Genomic DNA, 14,107 nt, shown 5'->3' on the forward strand with positions numbered 1-14,107 from the left:
GCCGCCGGGGGGCCGCCCGGGGTTTCGCCCGCCCTCCGGTCCCTGTCCCGGGGGGCCCGGGAAACCCGCTCCCACGACCCCCGTCCTAAATGCCCGGACGGCGCGTTCCCGACGCCGGGCCGCAGCCCGCAGGCCGTGGCCCGTCGTCAGGCCCTAGCCCAGCGGCAGGCCCTTCAGCGGAAGCTGTCCGGTCGGCAGGCCGCCCTTGGTCACGGCGTTCGTCGGCAGGCCGCCGGAGGCGGACTTCGCGGCGTCTCCGAGGAGGCCTCCGGCCCGGCCGGCCGCGTCCCCGGCCACCTTCTGCGCGGCGGGCGCCGCCTTCTTGGCGGCCTTGGCGCCGGACCTGCCCGCGGACGGCAGGGCCTTCTCGACCGCGCCGCCGGGCGTGCCGGCGATCCCGGTGACGTGCTGCGTGGCTCCGTCGAGCGAGGGGCCGACGTTCGCCCCGTCCAGGGCGGTCAGCCCGCCGAGGCCGGTGGCGGCCGGCAGACTCGGCGCCGCGCAGGCGGAGCCGGCCGCGCCGACCACGGGCGCCGCTCCGGCCGCGACGAGCAGCACGACACGGGCGATCCGGCGGGTCAGGGGGAGGGACATGGTGCTCCTTGAGACGGAAGAGAACGGGGAAGTGTCCTGCTCTGCCCGGCGGCCGGCCGGCCGGCTGCCGGTGGACCGCGTTCCCGGACGCCTCTCGGCTGAGGTGATCGTTCCGGGCTCGGACGCAGTGACTACCGCTCGAAGTCCGCGAAGGTTGCGGTGGCCCGACGCAAAGAGTTGGTAATGCGTCGCATTATCGGTTGTGGATAAAAACGGGCAAACGATCCCCGGCCGCACGGTCGCCGACACCCCCAGAGCCCCTTGTTCCCTAGGGATTTCACCGACGGGGAGTGAGCGTCCGAAAGCGCGCGCACATCACGGACCCGCCGGGGCCGCGTCCTCCCCAGGAGTGAGGTCCCGTACTACTGCCCGGTGACGATCCGGACCTCCGCCGAGGCCTCCCGCGACCCCGGACCGCTCTTGTCGTCGGCCGTACGCCACGACCCCTCCGAGGTCCCCGCGGTCCATTCGCGCCCCGCGTACGACACCCGGTCGATGTGCAGGGACGAGGAGTTGGCCACGGCCCAGTGCGCCAGCTCCCAGCCGCGGCGGAGCGTCCCCGTCCCGGCCTCGGACCCCTGGCGCACGGGGACGGTCACGGTCCGCCCGGTGGCCCCCGTGGCGGTGGGGGAGGCCGTGGATCCCGTAGCACCCGAGGCGGCCGTGGCGGTGGGGGAGGCCGGTGCCGGCGACGCCGAGGAACCCTCGGTGTCCACGGTGGCACCCGCCTCCTGGAGCACATCGCGCCCGAAGTCCCGTGCGAGCGCGGCGCGCACCGGCGCCGGGCCGCCCGCCGGGGTCGCGGCCGGGCGCCCCTGGCAGGTCAGCGTGGCCGCCGAGCGGCCGGTCAGGGCGGCGGCGAGCAGCGTGGCGTCCGGCTCGTGCTTCGCGTACGCCTGCGGAAAGCCGCTGTGCTGCACCCGCTGCGCGGCGACGGTGAGCGGCAGCCGGGAGTATCCGGGCACCTTGGCCAGGTGCTCGTAGAAGATGCCCGCCGAGTACGTCGGGTCCATGATCTGCTTCCGCGTGCCCCAGCCCTGCGACGGGCGCTGCTGGAACAGACCGAGGGAGTCCCGGTCGCCGTGCCGGATGTTGCGCAGGCCCGACTCCTGGAGAGCCGTCGCGAGAGCGATGGCCACCGCCCGCTCGGGCATGCCGCGCGAGGTGCCGATCGCCGAGATCGTCGCCGCGTTCACCGCCTGTTCGGGGGTGAACTCGTACGACGCGCCGTCGCCGTTGCCGGAGACGACCTTGCACCGGGGCGCGCCCACACCGCCCGTGAGGTACTGCACGCCGAGGTAACCCGCGACCGCGAGCAGGACCACGACGGCCCCTCCGAAACGCAGGAGGCGACCGCGGCGCCGGACAGGAGTGGGGGACGGCTCAGACACGCGTACAAGGTACTGGAGAGCGCCGTGGGCGAACCGTGGGGCTGTGGACAACACGAGTGGCGCCGGGGGATACGACCGCATCCGGCTGCTTTCGGGACCGCCCGGCGGGGCGCGCTAGGGTCGAGGCCATGGCCGACACACCGCTTGACCTCACCCTCGACGCAGCCGAGCTCACCGCGCGGCTCGTCGACTTCCGCTCGGAGAGCGGCACCGAGAAGCCGCTCGCGGACGCCGTCGAGACGGTCCTGCGCGCCCTGCCGCATCTGACGGTCGACCGGTACGGCAACAACGTCGTGGCCCGCACGAACCTGGGCCGCGCCGAGCGGGTCGTCCTGGCCGGTCACATCGACACCGTGCCGATCGCCGACAACGTGCCCTCCCGTCTCGACGAGAACGGCGTGCTGTGGGGCTGCGGCACCTGTGACATGAAGTCGGGCGTCGCCGTCCAGCTCCGTATCGCGGCCACCGTCCCCGAGCCCAACCGCGACCTCACCTTCGTCTTCTACGACAACGAGGAGGTCGCGGCCGATCTGAACGGGCTGAAGCATGTGGCCGAGGCCCACCCCGAGTGGCTGCGGGGCGACTTCGCGGTCCTCCTGGAGCCCTCCGACGGGCAGGTCGAGGGCGGCTGCCAGGGCACGCTGCGGGTGCTGCTGAAGACCAAGGGCGAACGGGCCCACTCGGCCCGGAGCTGGATGGGCTCGAACGCGATCCACGCGGCCTCCCCGATCCTGGCCGTCCTGGCCGCCTACGAGCCGCGCTACCCGGTGATCGACGGCCTGGAGTACCGCGAGGGCCTGAACGCGGTGAACATCTCGGGCGGGGTCGCGGGCAACGTCATCCCCGACGAGTGCGTCGTCACCGTCAACTTCCGCTACGCGCCCGACCGCACCGAGGAGGAGGCGATCGAGCACGTCCGCGAGGTCTTCGCCGACTGCGGTGTGGCGGAGTTCGTCGTCGACGACCACAGCGGCGCCGCCCTCCCCGGCCTCTCCCACCCGGCCGCCGCCGCGTTCATCGAGGCGGTGGGGGGCACCCCGCAGCCCAAGTACGGCTGGACGGACGTCTCCCGTTTCAGCGGGCTCGGCATCCCGGCGGTCAACTACGGCCCCGGCAATCCGCACCTGGCGCACAAGCGGGACGAGCGCGTGGAGACGGCCAAGATCCTCGCGGGTGAGGAGCGGCTGCGCGCCTGGCTGACCGCCTGAGGCGCGCCCGTACCCGTCGGCCGTCCACAGCGGACATGCCCACGTCCCCCCGCCGTAACCAGCGGAGATCTACGCTGGGGCGGAACGACCTTCCCCCGCACCGGTTCAGGCCGGGGCGGGGGAGATCCGTACGCGGAGGGAGTGGACATGGCTACTGGCGACCCGAGAGGCAAGAAGCAGCCGCCGGAGGAGCAGAGGCTGGGCCCGGTTCTGCGGAGGCGGGACCAGGTGAGCGCGAGCACCACCGATCAGCGGCTGCTCGACGCGGGAGGCCCGTCCGATTGGGTGCACACCGACCCTTGGCGGGTGCTGCGCATCCAGTCGGAGTTCATCGAAGGCTTCGGGACGCTGGCCGAACTGCCGCCCGCGATCAGTGTCTTCGGCTCGGCCCGTACGCCGGTGGACTCGCCCGAGTACGAGGCCGGGGTCGCTCTCGGCCGGGGTCTGGTCGAGGCCGGGTTCGCGGTGATCACGGGCGGTGGGCCCGGGGCGATGGAGGCCGCGAACAAGGGAGCCCTGGAGGCGAAGGGCCTCTCCGTCGGTCTCGGCATCGAGCTGCCTTTCGAGCAGGGGCTGAACGCCTACGTCGATATCGGGCTGAACTTCCGGTACTTTTTTGTCCGAAAGATGATGTTTGTCAAGTATGCCCAAGGGTTCGTCGTATTGCCGGGCGGTCTCGGCACTCTCGACGAACTCTTCGAGGCCCTCACTCTGGTTCAGACCCAGAAGGTGACGCGTTTCCCGATCGTCCTCTTCGGGACGGAGTACTGGGGCGGCCTGGTGGACTGGCTGAAGAACACCCTGATCGCCCAGGGCAAGGCCTCGGAGAAGGACCTGATGCTGTTCCACCTGACCGACGACGTGGACGAAGCGGTGGCCCTGGTCTCGAAGGAGGCCGGCCGCTAGGGCCTGCCGTTCGGATCATCCGGCCACAGGCGGGGCGGACCCGGCCGACGACGGAGTACGGGGCGCGGGGCACGGGGCACGGGGCGCGGGGCACGGGACAGGGCACGGGAGGGACCGGTTACACGGCCCTCGCGTGCCCTAGTACGCGCTCCGTTCGCTAGGGCCTGTCTGACAATTCCCGTCTGCCCGGCGGGCGACGACGCGAATTGTCAGACAGGCCCTAGGCCAGTCCGCGCCGGGCCACCGCCGGCGGCCGGTGCCCGGCGATCGACGCGACCATGTCCAGGACCTGACGGGTCTCCGCGACCTCGTGGACGCGATACACCTGCGCCCCCAGCCACGCCGAGACCGCCGTCGTCGCCAGTGTCCCCACGACCCGCTCCTTGACCGGCCGGTCGAGCGTCTCGCCGACGAAGTCCTTGTTGGACAGGGAGACGAGAACCGGCCACCCGGTGGAGACCATCTCTCCGAGCCGCCGCGTCGCCTCCAGACTGTGCCGGGTGTTCTTCCCGAAGTCGTGTCCCGGATCGATGAGCACCGACTCGCGGGGCACCCCGAGAGCCACGGCGCGCTCCGCGAGTCCCAGCGTGACCCGCAGGATGTCGGCCATCACGTCGTCGTAGGCGATCCGGTGCGGGCGCGTGCGCGGCTCCGACTCCCCGGCGTGCGTGCACACGAGCCCCACCCCGTACCGGGCGGCCACCTCGGCCAGGCGCGGGTCGACCCCGCCCCAGGCGTCGTTGAGCAGATCGGCGCCGGCCTCGCAGACCGCCTCGCCGACCTCGTGCCGCCAGGTGTCGACGCTGATGACCACGTCAGGGAAGCGGCGGCGCACCTCGGCGACGAAGCCGACCGTCCTGCGCGCCTCCTCCTCGGCGGTGACCTCCTCGCCCGGACCGGCCTTGACCCCGCCGATGTCGATGATGGCGGCACCCTCGGACACCGCCTGCTCCACGCGCGCGAGCGCGGGCTCGTCGCGGAACGTGGCCCCCTGGTCGTAGAAGGAGTCCGGGGTCCGGTTCACGATCGCCATGATCACCGGCTCGTGCGCGTCGAATTCGCGCCTGCCCAGCCTGAGCATCCCCTGTGACCTCTCCCAGTAAGTCGCACCGATAACCCGCCTGCGACCTTAACTGGCACACTCGCATGGCACGATCGGAGCCTGACACCCAGAGCGTCAGACTGCCTTCGTCAGCACCAGTCACTTTCGCGCCGACGCGACCCGCGCCGGCCCCGGAGCGTGGGGACCTCAGCGATGTTCATGTTCTTGTTCCTGGTCGTCGCCCTCGCCGTCGTGGTCGCCGCGGTGACCCTGTCCGTGGTGGGCGGCGGCGAGAGCGCGCCCCTTTCCGACGCCGACCCCGAGCGGCTGCGCGACCCGCTGCCGTACGACCGCCCGGTCCACAAGGGCGACGTGGACGCCCTGCGGTTCGCCGTCACCGTGCGCGGCTACCGCATGGCGGACGTCGACGACGCGCTGGGCCGTCTCGGCGCCGAGATCGGCGAGCGGGACGCCCGGATCGCCGACCTGGAGGCCGCGCTCGCCGGCGCCCGCGCGGCGAGCGGCGCCACCTCGCTGCGCAAGCACCCCGAGGACCAGCGGTGAGCGGGGCGCTGGCCGGAGCCGACGGCGCGCTGCGCTGCCCCTGGGCGCTGTCCACCGAGGACTACGTGGCCTATCACGACGAGGAGTGGGGCCGTCCCGTCCGCGGCGACGACGCCCTCTACGAGCGGCTGTGCCTGGAGGCGTTCCAGTCGGGGCTGTCCTGGATCACGATCCTGCGCCGCCGTCCGGGCTTCCGCGCGGCCTTCGCGGACTTCGAGATCGCCAAGGTCGCCCTGTTCACGGAGGCCGACGAGGAGCGCCTGCTCGCCGACCCGGGGATCATCCGCAACGGCGCCAAGATCCGCGCGACCGTCGCCAACGCGCGCGTGCTGGCCGAGTGGGCCCCGGGCGAGCTGGACGAGCTCATCTGGTCGTTCGCCCCGGACCACGCCTCGCGGCCCGCTCCCGAGAAGCTCTCCGACGTGCCGGCCGTCACCGACGAGTCGACCGCTCTGTCCAAGGCGCTCAAGAAGCGCGGCATCCGCTTCGTGGGCCCGACGACGGCGTACGCCCTGATGCAGGCGTGCGGCCTGGTGAACGACCACCTGGCGGACTGTGTGGCGCGCGACGCCCGCTGACCGGGCCGCGGCCCCCAGGGGCGCCCCAAGGGCACCCAGGAGTCCGCCACGGCCCACGCGCGGCCCGCGGCGAACGCCCTCGGAACGGTCAGCGCCCCAGGTACTTGGGCTTCTCCTTGTTCACGAACGCCTGGACCGCGATGGCGTGGTCCTCGGAGGCGCCGGCGCGGCCCTGGAGTTCGTCCTCCTTGTCCAGGGTCTCCTCCAGCGAGTGGGTGAGCCCGAAGGCGAGGGACTCCTTCAGGGCGGCGTACGCCAGCGTCGGCCCGGCGGCCAGCGCCCGCGCCACCTTCTCCGCCTCGGCCCGTACCTCGCCGACCGGAACCAGCCGGTTCGCGATGCCCAGTTCGTACGCCTCCTGGGCGCTGATGCTGCGCGGGAAGAGCAGCAGATCGGCGGCACGGCTCGGGCCGATCACCCGGGGCAGCGTCCAGGAGATCCCCGAGTCGGCGGTCAGCGCGACACCGGCGAAGGACGTGTTGAAGGCGGCCGTGTCGGCGACGACGCGGTAGTCGGCGGCGAGCGCGAAACCGAACCCGGCCCCGGCCGCGACCCCGTTGACCCCGGCCACCACGGGCTTCGCGGCGCCGGTCAGCGCTCGCACGATGGGGTTGTAGTGCTCACGCACGGTGCTCATCGTCCCGCCCGACCCCGACTCCCTGTCGGCGGCCAGCAGCCCGATGTGCTCCTTGAGGTCCTGGCCGACGCAGAACGCCCGGTCACCGGCGGCGGTCAGCAGGATGGCCCGTACGGCGTCGTCCGCGGCGGCGGCCTGCGCCGCGTCCCGGAAGGCGACCTTGGTCTCGACGTTCATCGCGTTCATCGCCTCGGGGCGGTTCAGCGTGATGGTCGCGAGTCCGTCGCTCACCTCGTAGAGCACGGTGTCGGCCATGGTGGGTCCCTTCCCGGGTCGCGGCTCGTCGTACCGGCCGGTACGACCTGTGTCCGATGACAGCATGGCGGAGATCACCGGCGGCGGCGCGGGGCCTTCGTGTGACCTGCATCAAAGAAATTCGTGCCGCGGACGGCGCTACGGCGGCGCAGTATCGCAGCCACATCGCCGAATTGGGTGGTTTTGCTCAAGCGCGTTGCGCAAGCGATGCCGACTGATGTTGGTCATCGGGTCCTGAGATGCGAGATAATGGCCTGGAAGCAATGTGTTCGATGCCGGTGACGTGTGTCCTATGAGGGGACGCGCGTGCCCTCCGAGGGGGCCGTCGGCGACGATGAGCTGGTTTCAGGAAGGGGAACGAGCATGGCGGCCATGAAGCCGCGGACGGGCGATGGCCCGCTCGAGGTGACCAAGGAGGGGCGGGGCATCGTCATGCGCGTTCCGCTCGAAGGCGGCGGTCGGCTTGTCGTCGAGCTGACCCCTGACGAGGCTGACGCGCTCGGCGACGCCCTCAAGAAGGTCGTCGGCTGACGCGGAACGCGACCCATACCCCTTTCGGCTTCCCCGGCACCGCACCTGGTGCCGGGGAGCTGTTTTTTCCGGGCCCGCGGGACCGCCGCGCCGCTCGGCCGGGAGGGACCCGGCACGGTACAAGGCCAGGTAGGAGGCACCCGGAGGGCAGCGGAGCGGGCCGCGGACCCGGCTACGGCCCGGGCGGCGGAATCAGCGCTTGACCGCGCACAGCAGGCCGTCGCCCACCGGCAGCAGCGACGGCACCAGCTCCTGGCTCTCGCGCACCGCGCGCAGCAGCTCGCGCAGCCGGCTCACCTCGACCGGCTGCGGTCCCGAGTCCACGGTGCGGCCGTCCGCGAAGACGCCTTCGAAGGCGACGAGCCCGCCCGGACGCAACAGGCGCAACGATTCAGCGAGGTAGTCGAGGCTCTCCAGCCGGTCACCGTCGCAGAACACGAGGTCGTATCCGGCGTCCGCGAGACGGGGCAGGACATCCAGCGCCCGGCCCGGGATGAAGCGCGCCCGGTTGCTGGCGAACCCGGCGGCCCGGAAGGCCTGGCGGGCGAACTGCTGGCGCTCCGGCTCCGGATCCACGGTGGTCAGTACCCCGTCCGGCCGCATGCCGTGCAGAAGATGAATCCCGGATACGCCGGTCCCGGTACCTATCTCGGCGACCGCCTTCGCGTCCACGGTGGCGGCGAGCAGGCGCAGCGCGGCGCCCGTGCCGGGCGTCACCGAGCGCAGGCCCGCCTCGTGGGCCCGGTCCCGCGCCCAGCGCAGCGCCTCGTCCTCGGCGACAAAGGCGTCGGCGAACGCCGCCCAGCTCGTCTGCCGGTTGCCGGTAATGACCCTCTCCTGTCCCCGTGGTTGCCTGGGCGTGACTGTATCCGTTGGCGTCGGGAACCTGCGGATGGGACCGGGCGTTTAGAGGGGTGGGAGAACCGAGCGGGGGGAAGTCGATGGGTCGGTACACGGAGCGGGGCCGCGGGCGGACGCCGGCGAGCCCATATGAGCCCGTATCAAATTCCCGTAAAACCGCTTATCCGGAGCTAACGGGCGAGGTGGCTATGGTAGGGGCTCCACTGGACACCACCAGAGCCGACAGGGGAGGTGCGGCTGCGCCTGTGGATCGGGGAGGAGTGCTGCGGCGCCTGCTCAGATCGACGGGTGAGCCGAAATCCGTGACCGACAACGCTGACCAGCTCCCCGTTGCTGCCCCGGCGCAGACCGCGACGTTCACCACCGACGCGGAGCCGCAGGCATGGACTCCGCCCACCTGGGAGGAGATCGTCAGCACGCACAGCGGTCGCGTCTACCGTCTCGCCTATCGCCTGACGGGCAACCAGCACGACGCCGAGGACCTCACCCAGGAAGTCTTCGTCCGCGTCTTCCGCTCGCTGTCGACCTACACGCCCGGCACCTTCGAGGGCTGGCTCCACCGCATCACCACGAACCTCTTCCTCGACATGGTGCGGCGCAAGCAGCGCATCCGCTTCGACGCCCTCGGCGACGACGCGGCCGAGCGGCTGCCCAGCCGTGAGCCCTCCCCGCAGCAGGTCTTCAACGACGCGCACTTCGACGCCGACGTCCAGCAGGCGCTGGACACCCTCGCGCCCGAGTTCCGCGCCGCCGTCGTCCTCTGCGACATCGAGGGACTGTCCTACGAGGAGATCGCCGCGACCCTGGGCGTCAAGCTCGGCACGGTCCGCTCCCGGATCCACCGCGGCCGCTCCCAGCTGCGCAAGGCCCTGGCACACCGGTCTCCCGAGGCCCGCGCCGAGCGTCGCTCGTTCGCGGCCCGTGTGCCCGTGCTGGGGGGAGGAGGCGCGACCGCGTGAGTGGAACCCGTCCCACCCCTGCCGAGCAGCACCTCGGGGACCGACTTTCCGCCCTGGTGGACGGAGAGCTCGGTCATGAGTCGCGCGACCGCGTCCTGGCCCACCTCGCCACCTGCGCGAAGTGCAAGGCCGAGGCCGACGCCCAGCGCCGGCTGAAGAACGTCTTCGCGGAGATGGCCCCGCCGCCGCCCTCCGAAAGCTTCCTCGCCCGCCTCCAGGGGCTTCCCGGGGGAGGCGACTCCGACAGCCCGCGGCTGAACGGAGGCGGCTTCGGCGGCGGACTGCCCGGCGGCTCCACGGGTCACGGACTGCCCGGTGTCTTCGGCATGCGGGGCGAACCCTTCGGGTATGTCCCGGCCGGACCGCACGGCGATGTGCTGCCCCCCGATCCGGGGCGCGGCTTCCGTATCCATGACGTCAGCCGTCACGAGGCCGAGCGGTCCGCCTCGCGCGGGCTGCGGTTCGCCTTCGTCGCCGCGGGCGCGGTGTCGCTCGCGGCCGTCGCGCTCGGCGGGGTGACCACCGGTCTGCCCGGGGACACGGACGCGCGCGGAGGAGCCGGCGCCGGAAGCAATGTGACGCCGTCCCGGTCCCAGGGCGCGGGGGCGACCTCGACTCCCGAGTCGCAGCGCCGCCGGTCCGTCGGTCCGCTGTTCACCCAGGGTGAGCGGTCCCTCGGCAACGGACCGGTGGCACCGACCGGGGTGTCCGCCCCGCTGCTGCCCGGAGTTCCCGCTCCGGCGGGCCGCGGCCAGGACGCCGCGCACACGCTGACGACACCGGTGGTCGCCGGTGCCGCCGCGATGTCCCCGCTCATACGTCCGCTCACCGACGTCCAGCCGCTCTCGCTGACCCCGGCTCCGGGCCTGCTCGCCGCACCCGCCGTGACTCCGTCCCCCTCCTCGTCCCCGTCCCCCACCCCTCACCAGGCTCACTGACACCGCTCTCTGCGCGTCGGCCCGGGAACCTGGTTGAATCCGGGGAGGGCCGCGTCCGCGGGGAGGGATCACGGACGCGGAGTCGACCAGTCTGTGGTGGCCGTCGGCGCGCTGTGCCGCGGGCCAGGTGTGGGGAGAGCATGAACGACGGCAGGCCCACGAAGGCGAACCGGTGGAGTCGACCCCGGCCCGAGGACGCGGGGCCGGACACCGCGCCGGCCGACCTCACGGAACCGGATGCGCCCCGGCCCGCCGCCTCCCGGAACACCGTGAGCGGCACGGAGCCGAGCGCGCCCGAGGAGCGGACGCGGACCACCCCGGCCGTCACCCTGGCCGAGGCGGCCGCCCCGGTCCACGGGACGGTCCCCGCGGCCGCCGTCCCGGCCCAGGCAGGCGCGCTCGCCGACGCCCTGCCCCTCGTACCGCGACCGGAGTCGGAACCGGAACCGGAACCGGAAGCCTCCGAGCCTCCCAACCCGATGTCTCCCGGGCCGCAGCCTCCCCCTGACCCCGACCCCGCTGACCTCGACCCCGGCCCCGCCGTCGTCCCGTCCGCCCCGGTCGGGTCCGACGGTCCCGTCGAGTCCGGCACAGCCGATCCCTGGCGGAACTACGACCCCTGGGCCGCGTCCACATCCCCGCGGCACCACGGCCACCTCCCCGGGAGCGGCCCCGGCGGACCCCTCCAGCAGAGCGGACCCCTCCAGCAGAACGGTGTCGCCGTACCCACCGTGGCGCAGCGGCGCCGACGGGCGAGGAAGGTCCTGGTGCTCGCCGCCGTCGCGCTCGCGCTGGCGTCCGGGGGTGTGGGTGGCGTCGTGGGGGCGTATCTGGAGCGGAACGGGGGACTGACGGACATCGAGCTGCCGCAGGCCGCCAAGGAGGCCCCGGGGCGCGCCCCGGACAGCGTCGCCGGGATCGCGGCGCACGCGCTGCCCAGCGTCGTCACCCTGCATGTGCACGGGAGCGAGGAGGACGGCACCGGCACCGGGTTCGTGCTCGACGGCGAGGGACACATCCTCACCAACAACCACGTGATCCAACCCGCCGGCGGCAGCGGCACGATAACGGTGACGTTCAGTGGCGGTCAGACCGCGAAGGCCCGGGTCGTCGGGCACGACAGCGGCTACGACCTCGCCGTGGTCAAGGTCTCCGGGGTCCGCGGTCTCGCGCCCATGCCGCTGGGCAACTCGGACAGCGTCCAGGTCGGCGACCCCGTCGTCGCCATCGGCGCGCCCTTCGACCTCGCCAACACGGTCACCTCCGGGATCATCAGCGCCAAGGACCGGCCCATCACGGCGGGCGGCGAGAAGGGCGACGGCACCGACGTCTCGTACGTGGACGCCCTCCAGACCGACGCGCCGATCAACCCCGGCAACTCGGGCGGGCCGCTGCTCGACTCCCGGGCCCGTGTCATCGGCATCAACAGCGCCATCCGTTCCGCCGACAGCGGCTCCGACCTGGAGACCGGTCAGGCCGGATCCATCGGGCTGGGTTTCGCGATCCCCGTCAACCAGGCCAAACGTGTCGCCGAGGAGCTCATCAACACCGGCCGGGCCACCCACCCCGTGATCGGTGTCACGCTCGACATGAACTACTCGGGTGACGGTGCACGGGTGGGCACCGAGGCCGCCGGCGGCGGCGCGCCCGTCACGCCCGGCGGTCCCGGAGCCGAGGCGGGCATCAGGGCCGGCGACGTCATCACCGAGGTCGACGGCACGCGTGTCCACTCCGGTGAGGAACTCATCGTGAAGACCCGCGCCCACCGGCCCGGCGACCGCCTCCGGCTGACCGTCAGGCGCGGCGGCGCGAACCGGACGATCACCCTGGTCCTCGGCTCGGCGAACGGCGGCTGAGGGCCGGGGCCGCGGGGTCCGCGAGTGACACGAACCTCACAGTCGAGCACGATGTCGCAGCTCCGGACGGCAAACAGCAGGGAAAACCCGCGCCGCGGCCGAAGCCGGGAGCCCCGGGACAGTTCCGGACGGACGGGAACGCCGGGTACCGTGGGACGCGGCCCGGACCGCGGAAGACCCCCGAGGGCCGTGGACCGAGGGCATCGCGAGGAGCTACCAGGTGTTCAATGACGTAGGACCGCTCGAGCTGGTGACGCTGATCGTCCTGGCCGTGCTCGTCTTCGGTCCCGACAAGCTCCCGAAGATGATTCAGGACGTCACGCGCACGATCCGCAAGATCCGTGAGTTCTCGGAGAGCGCCAAGGCGGACATCCGTGACGAACTCGGTCCGGAGTTCAAGGACTTCGAGTTCGAGGACCTCAACCCCAAGACGTTCATACGCAAGCAGCTCGACAACGACGAGCTGGGGCTCAAAGAGATCCGCAACGGCTTCGACCTGAAGAAGGAGATGGCCGACGTCACGGACGCGGTGCACAGCCGTGAGTCCGACTCCTCCGCGGCGGGCGGGTCCGCCGAGGGCACGGCCGGCGGCTCCGTCGACATGACGAAGAAGCGCGAGAAGCTCGACGCCGACGAGCACCCGCCCTACGACGCCGACGCCACCTGATCCGTAGGGCGCCGGCTGATTCCCGCGGCGCCGTCTGATCCGTCCGGAGTACCGCGGAGCGGCCAGGTCACGCGGTGCGTCGGCGGCCCGTGGACGGGCCCGGCGCGGTCCGAATACGCCGTTCACACGTCTTACGCGCCGGGCGCTTTCGCCGCTGCCCGGAGCGGGGTGGCTATGCTGCCCAGTTGTTGTGCGGACCGACAAGGTCGCCCGAGGGGGGTGGGCCGCCCGGTCCGACGAGAGCGAGGAGGCGTCCGGCAGATGGAGACGACAAGTCGGGTAGGCGCGCAGGCGCCGGCCGCGGAGGGCGGACAACAGGTCCCCTTCGCCCGGCGTACGGTCGACGGCTACCTGCTGGCGCCCTTTCCCTGGTACGGCCTCGACGAGGCCTTCACGGGGCCGCGCTGGCTGATGCAGGTGGGCACCTCCGCGGACGGCGCGGTCGAGCACGGTTCGGTCGGGCACGGGGACGAACCCTCGGTGCGCCCCGAGCCGGGCGAGGACAAGGAGCGGTTCGCGGTGGTGGTCACCGTCGCCGCCAGCCCCGTACGGCGCAGCGCGGACGGCACGGGACTGCTGGAGGCCACCTCTGTGTCCTCGGCGGCGTGGCTGGCCGGTGTCGGACTGCTGTCCTTCACCTGGCCCGGTCAGATGGACCACACCCTGCGCGACGACTGGCTGGACCAGCAGACCGAGACCGCGTGGGTGCTGGCCGACGATCTGGACGGTGCGGACTGGTCCACGCTGTCCCTGCCCGTGGACGGCGTTCCCACGTCCTTCCACTACCGCGAGTCCGAGTTCGGCTGGGTCCTCGCGGGTTCCACCCAGGAGGGCGTCCACGTAGGCGCGTACGGCCGGGGGATGAGCGCGTACGGGCTCGGCTTCGCGATGATCAAGGACATCGCGGCGTACGACCGCTGAGGGCCTGGCAGCGGCCGTGAGGCCCCCGGGGCCATGACACGCCCCGCGAGCGCCACAAGGGGGCCCTGAAGGCCGCTACGCATGAGGGGGGGGCGGGCGCCGGGGCGGCGGCCCCCCCATCGGAGCGGGCCCGGGGCGGGGGGGGGGCCGCGGGCGGCCCCGGCCGGCCGCCCGCGGCCCGGCGAGGCCGGGGGTTGGC

At 72.6% G+C, this 14,107-nt stretch carries 15 protein-coding genes; 10 read left to right on the forward strand and 5 right to left on the reverse strand.

Annotation, left to right across the window (positions count from 1 at the left end):
* Positions 1–153: 153 nt before the first annotated feature.
* Both ACF07B_RS35505 and ACF07B_RS35510 read right to left on the reverse strand, forming a co-directional pair.
* Positions 154–594: an ATP-binding protein gene (locus tag ACF07B_RS35505; protein WP_369483892.1), complete on the reverse strand. Its 441-nt coding sequence runs from the start codon at positions 592–594 to the stop codon at positions 154–156.
* A 362-nt stretch (positions 595–956) separates the two neighbouring features.
* Positions 957–1,985 carry a heavy metal transporter gene (locus ACF07B_RS35510; RefSeq protein ID WP_392181929.1) on the reverse strand — a complete coding sequence of 343 codons (1,029 nt, stop codon included), beginning with the start codon at positions 1,983–1,985 and terminating at the stop codon, positions 957–959.
* Positions 1,986–2,113: 128 nt separating this feature from the next.
* Between ACF07B_RS35510 and dapE the strand changes: the two genes are divergently transcribed.
* On the forward strand, positions 2,114–3,193 hold the full coding sequence (gene dapE, locus ACF07B_RS35515) for a succinyl-diaminopimelate desuccinylase (protein WP_392181930.1): 1,080 nt from the start codon (positions 2,114–2,116) through the stop codon (positions 3,191–3,193).
* A 147-nt stretch (positions 3,194–3,340) separates the two neighbouring features.
* The gene (locus ACF07B_RS35520; RefSeq protein ID WP_369483895.1) at positions 3,341–4,099 is read left to right on the forward strand and encodes a TIGR00730 family Rossman fold protein; all 759 of its coding nucleotides are present in this window, start codon (positions 3,341–3,343) and stop codon (positions 4,097–4,099) included.
* Positions 4,100–4,319: 220 nt separating this feature from the next.
* Here ACF07B_RS35520 and folP read toward each other — a convergent pair whose 3' ends face one another.
* Positions 4,320–5,180, reverse strand: a complete 861-nt coding sequence (gene folP / locus ACF07B_RS35525; protein WP_362408888.1) for a dihydropteroate synthase — start codon at positions 5,178–5,180, stop codon at positions 4,320–4,322.
* Positions 5,181–5,354: 174 nt separating this feature from the next.
* On the opposite strand from folP, the gene ACF07B_RS35530 reads away from it, so the two are divergent.
* Both ACF07B_RS35530 and ACF07B_RS35535 read left to right on the forward strand, forming a co-directional pair.
* On the forward strand, positions 5,355–5,705 hold the full coding sequence (locus tag ACF07B_RS35530) for a DivIVA domain-containing protein (RefSeq protein ID WP_369483896.1): 351 nt from the start codon (positions 5,355–5,357) through the stop codon (positions 5,703–5,705).
* Positions 5,702–6,283 (forward strand): DNA-3-methyladenine glycosylase I, encoded by a 582-nt coding sequence (locus ACF07B_RS35535; RefSeq protein WP_369483897.1) that lies wholly within the window; start codon positions 5,702–5,704, stop codon positions 6,281–6,283. The genes ACF07B_RS35530 and ACF07B_RS35535 overlap by 4 nt, the downstream gene beginning before the upstream one ends.
* Before the next feature lie 88 nt (positions 6,284–6,371).
* Here the strand turns inward: ACF07B_RS35535 and ACF07B_RS35540 are convergent, their stop codons facing one another.
* Positions 6,372–7,175 (reverse strand): enoyl-CoA hydratase/isomerase family protein, encoded by an 804-nt coding sequence (locus tag ACF07B_RS35540; RefSeq protein WP_392181931.1) that lies wholly within the window; start codon positions 7,173–7,175, stop codon positions 6,372–6,374.
* A 363-nt stretch (positions 7,176–7,538) separates the two neighbouring features.
* Between ACF07B_RS35540 and ACF07B_RS35545 the strand changes: the two genes are divergently transcribed.
* Complete coding sequence (locus tag ACF07B_RS35545; protein WP_003966491.1) at positions 7,539–7,706, forward strand: DUF3117 domain-containing protein; 168 nt, start codon at positions 7,539–7,541, stop codon at positions 7,704–7,706.
* A 192-nt stretch (positions 7,707–7,898) separates the two neighbouring features.
* Here ACF07B_RS35545 and ACF07B_RS35550 read toward each other — a convergent pair whose 3' ends face one another.
* Positions 7,899–8,600: an O-methyltransferase gene (locus tag ACF07B_RS35550; RefSeq protein WP_369483920.1), complete on the reverse strand. Its 702-nt coding sequence runs from the start codon at positions 8,598–8,600 to the stop codon at positions 7,899–7,901.
* 227 nt (positions 8,601–8,827) lie between these two features.
* Here ACF07B_RS35550 and sigE point away from each other — a divergent pair, with 227 nt between their 5' ends.
* The 5 genes from sigE (at position 8,828) to ACF07B_RS35575 (ending at position 13,908) form a co-directional block, all read left to right on the forward strand.
* The gene (gene sigE, locus ACF07B_RS35555; protein ID WP_326790809.1) at positions 8,828–9,526 is read left to right on the forward strand and encodes an RNA polymerase sigma factor SigE; all 699 of its coding nucleotides are present in this window, start codon (positions 8,828–8,830) and stop codon (positions 9,524–9,526) included.
* Positions 9,523–10,464: an anti-sigma factor family protein gene (locus ACF07B_RS35560; protein WP_392181932.1), complete on the forward strand. Its 942-nt coding sequence runs from the start codon at positions 9,523–9,525 to the stop codon at positions 10,462–10,464. The genes sigE and ACF07B_RS35560 overlap by 4 nt, the downstream gene beginning before the upstream one ends.
* Before the next feature lie 140 nt (positions 10,465–10,604).
* A complete protein-coding gene (locus ACF07B_RS35565) occupies positions 10,605–12,320 on the forward strand; it encodes a S1C family serine protease (RefSeq protein ID WP_392181933.1) in 1,716 nt (571 codons plus the stop codon).
* A gap of 220 nt (positions 12,321–12,540) precedes the next feature.
* Positions 12,541–12,987: a sec-independent translocase gene (locus ACF07B_RS35570; protein ID WP_369483900.1), complete on the forward strand. Its 447-nt coding sequence runs from the start codon at positions 12,541–12,543 to the stop codon at positions 12,985–12,987.
* A gap of 261 nt (positions 12,988–13,248) precedes the next feature.
* Positions 13,249–13,908, forward strand: coding sequence for a hypothetical protein (locus tag ACF07B_RS35575; RefSeq protein WP_369483901.1), 660 nt, complete (start codon positions 13,249–13,251; stop codon positions 13,906–13,908).
* The last annotated feature ends 199 nt before the right edge of the window (positions 13,909–14,107 follow it).

This window comes from Streptomyces sp. NPDC015532 (assembly GCF_043078065.1).
Classification (GTDB): Bacteria; Actinomycetota; Actinomycetes; order Streptomycetales; family Streptomycetaceae; genus Streptomyces.